General features: G+C 63.7%; 2 protein-coding genes and 1 pseudogene. 1 reads left to right on the top strand and 2 read right to left on the bottom strand.

What is annotated here, in order from left to right:
* A pseudogene (locus EN780_RS30375) lies at nucleotides 1-608 on the bottom strand (translocation/assembly module TamB); the annotation flags it as partial.
* A complete protein-coding gene (locus EN780_RS30370) occupies nucleotides 608-2,536 on the bottom strand; it encodes an autotransporter assembly complex family protein (protein ID WP_128276131.1) in 1,929 nt (642 codons plus the stop codon). The gene EN780_RS30370 and the pseudogene EN780_RS30375, both read right to left, overlap by 1 nt.
* A 279-nt stretch (nucleotides 2,537-2,815) precedes the next feature.
* Between EN780_RS30370 and EN780_RS30365 the strand changes: the two genes are divergently transcribed.
* Nucleotides 2,816-3,368 (top strand): PAN/Apple domain-containing protein (locus EN780_RS30365; protein WP_245500173.1); only part of this gene is annotated, 553 nt, incomplete at its 3' end.

The following is a 3,368-nucleotide window of genomic DNA, read 5'->3' as shown; positions in this document are numbered from 1 at the left end:
AGCTTGTTGTCGGCGGGGGCGAAATGCAGCTTGGCGTCGACATTGCCTTGCTTGCCGTCGTGGCGGATGACGTTGAGAACCGTATCGACCGAGAGCGGCGCGGCTTCGGCCTTGACGGATCCCTTGGCGGCAAGTTCGGCGATGCCGCTTCCGGCCAGCGCCTCGCCCAGCGCGATCTCCGGCAGGTCTATCTGCTTCACGTCGATCGAAACCGGCAGCGATGTCGTGCCGCTCTCCGCCGGCTGATTGCTTGCCACTGGCAGCCGCGCCAGTTCGATCCGCTCGGCAGCGAGGCGCTCGGCGCTGAAATTCTTCGACAGCAGCGCCAGCGGCGACCAGTCGAGCGCCACCTTGCGCGCCACCAGCCAGGGCCCGCCGCGGTCTTCGACCACGACATGGTCGAGCCTGAGGGCGCCGGACCAGATGCCGTCTATGCCGCTGACGGTGACCTTGCGCTCGTCGCTCGACGCCAGATTCGAGATCATGCCGGCGAGATTGTCGCGCCCGCGCTCGGTCTTGGTCAGCACGACCAGCGCGCCGACCACCGCCGCCACCACGACGAGCAGCGTGTAGAGAACAATGCGAAGGATGCGCCGGAACGTCTTCATCAGAAGGCCTGACCGATGCCGGCATAGATGCCGAAATGCGGGTCGCCCGGACCGCGGTTGAGCGGCACCGCCGCATCGACACGCAGCGGCCCGAACGGTGTAAGATAGCGCACGCCGACGCCGGCGCCGACCTTCATACCGGAAAAGTCCGGAAACGACTTCGTCGAAACGGTGCCGGCGTCGACGAACGGCACGATGCCGATCGTGTCGGTGACGGCGATGCGCATCTCGACCGAAGTCTCGAAGAATGACAGCCCGCCGATCGGCTGCCCGTCGATGTCCTTGGGGCCGATGCCCTGATAGGCATAGCCGCGCACCGAGCCGCCGCCGCCCGAATAGAAGCGCCGGTCGGCCGGAACGTTTTGCAGGCCGGTGCCGATGATGGAACCGATGGTGGCGCGTTCGGCGAGAACGAATTTGCTCGCCGTGTCGAGCGACTGATAGGCCGACCCTTCGCCCTTCAGTTTGAGGAACGTCGCGCCGTTCAACAGGTCGTAGCTGGGCTCGGCATAGGCCAGCACGCGGAAGCCGCTGGTCGGGTTGAGCCGATTGTCCCTGCCGTCATAGACATACTGCAAGGGAACGCTGGCGATCAGATAGGTGTGCTTGCCGAAGGTGTCGGTGATCCGTGAATAGTCGAGGGCGAATTCCGCCGAAACCCTCTGCTTCTTGTCCAGGTCGTAGGAGACGCCCATGTTGCCCTTGACCGAGAAATGGTCGTAGGCGTCGGGATGCTCGAACACCGTCTTCACGCCAGTGAAGAATTTCGATGACGGCCCGAGCACGCCCGGCTTCTCGAACATGATGCCGGCATTGTAGTTGAGCTCGCCGAGATCGTTGCTGCCGATGCCGCTGATGGCGCCCTCGATGCGCAGCTTTTCGGCGCGGCCAAACAGGTTGCGGTGACCCCAATAGCCCTCCAACCCAAGCCCTTCCGTGTTGGAGACGGTGCCGCCAAGCCCGAAATAACGCGGTTTGCGCTCGCTGACCTGGACGTTGATCGGGATATTGCCCTCGGCGTCGAGGCTTTCGCCTTCCTTCATCGTCACGCTGTTGAACACTTCCAGCCCGAGCAGCCGGTCGCGCGCGTCGTCGATCTCGTCGGGCGAATATTGGCGGCCGCGCTTCAGCCCTGTCATGTATTCGGTGAAGTCGCGATCGACCTTCTCGGTGCCTTCGACCGTCGTGTCGCCATAGCCGGCGACCGGGCCGGCCGCGACCGTCAGCGTCACGTCGAGCGTCGAGGTGGCGTGCTCGGCAACGATCTGGCGGTCCGTGATCGTCGCCAGCGGCCGCCCCTCCTGCTTGAGTGCCCGCACGATCAGCGCTTCGGCCTTGAGCACGGCGCCCGACCCGGCATCGCCACCGGCGATCAGGCCGAAATCGGCGCTGGCGAGCCCCGCGGCGTCGCCTTCCAGCCTGATGTTGCCGAGTGTGAATTTCGGCCCGGCGGCGATGGAAATGGCCACCGGGATCGGTTGCGGCCCCTTGAACTCGGCGTCGGGCGGCAAGTCGTCGAGCGGCTTGCCTTCGATGGTTATGGTGACGACGCCTTCGTAGCGGGCGTCGGCATAGAGGGCGGCGACCAGCCCCTCGCGGTCGGCCCGCGCCTTGGCCAGCAGGCCGAGCGAGCCGGAGACCGGGCGCTCCTCGTCCGCCTTCAGCGTCGAGGCATTTTCCAGATTCTTGACCAGGTCCTTGTCCGCATCGGGCGCCTCGATGGTCACGGAATAGCGCAGCGGATCGACAATATCGGCGTCTTCGTCGCTTGAAGAGCCCCAGAGCTTGATGCCGAATATCTCGAAGGCCGTCGCCGGCTGCGATTCGGCAATGAAAACAGCAGAGCAAAGCGCGGCCAAAAGCAGGGCGCGCGGAAGCCCGCGCCCTGGCGCGATCCCCCCTGACATCTGCTTTTCATGCGCCGGCATTAAGACAACCTAGTCGACAAAACTAAAATTGGAATGAAGTTCTGAAACGCTCGTAAAGGGGCCACAATCCAATTGTCTGAAATAGACAGGGCTTGGAATTCACACCTTTTGCGTCTTCGCAAGATTGCGTGATCCCCTGTCCTATGGAGGTTCTGTCGAAATACCGGCCTTTGGCCGGCATGGAAACCGTTGGCGGGTGCGAACCTGCCGAGCTCCGGCGTTGACAAGCTCGACTGAAGCTTGATCATGCCGGAACGCTGGCGATGTCTGGAGGGTGATGTGGCAATGCGCGCGGCTCGTGGTATCTCGTTCCTGGTCCTTCTCTTTTTCGCCTTCAGCGGCGTCGCGCAAGCGGCGGAAGCCCGGCGGATCGTGACGACTGACAATTCCGACTATTTCGGGTTCGACCTCAGGTCCGACCAGAATGTCAGCCTCGACCAATGCAAGACGACATGTCTCGGCGACCCCGCCTGCCGCGCCTTCACCTACAACACCAAGGCCAAATGGTGCTTTCTCAAATCCGACTATAACCAGCTTAGACCCTTCAACGGCGCCATTGCCGGCAAGGTCGCCAATGTCGATGGCGATCCCGATATCGGCGCGCCGCCGGAACTGGGTTTTTTCCCCAGCTGGATGGCCGACCAGGCGCAGCAGTACCGCAACAAGCTGACCGATCCGGCCTATGACAGGCCGACCGAAGGACTGGCGGCGCTGCAGGCCGCGGCCGAGCAGGCGCAGCTTACCGGCGACCATCGCCTGGCCATGCAGAAATACGAGGCCGCGGCTACGGTGCTGCCCGATGACGGCCATCTCTGGCTCGAGCTGGCGCGCG

Source organism: Mesorhizobium sp. M4B.F.Ca.ET.089.01.1.1, from assembly GCF_004022605.1.
In the GTDB taxonomy this organism is placed as follows: domain Bacteria; phylum Pseudomonadota; class Alphaproteobacteria; order Rhizobiales; family Rhizobiaceae; genus Mesorhizobium; species Mesorhizobium abyssinicae.
The sequence above is the reverse complement of the archived record's forward strand: the minus strand, read 5'-3'. Positions and strand labels throughout refer to the sequence as shown.

Bases quoted from the DNA above. Each gene is read 5' to 3' on its own strand.
- EN780_RS30370 (WP_128276131.1), bottom strand. From the start codon at position 2,536: ATGCCGGCGCATGAAAAGCAGATGTCAGGGGGGATCGCGCCAGGGCGC.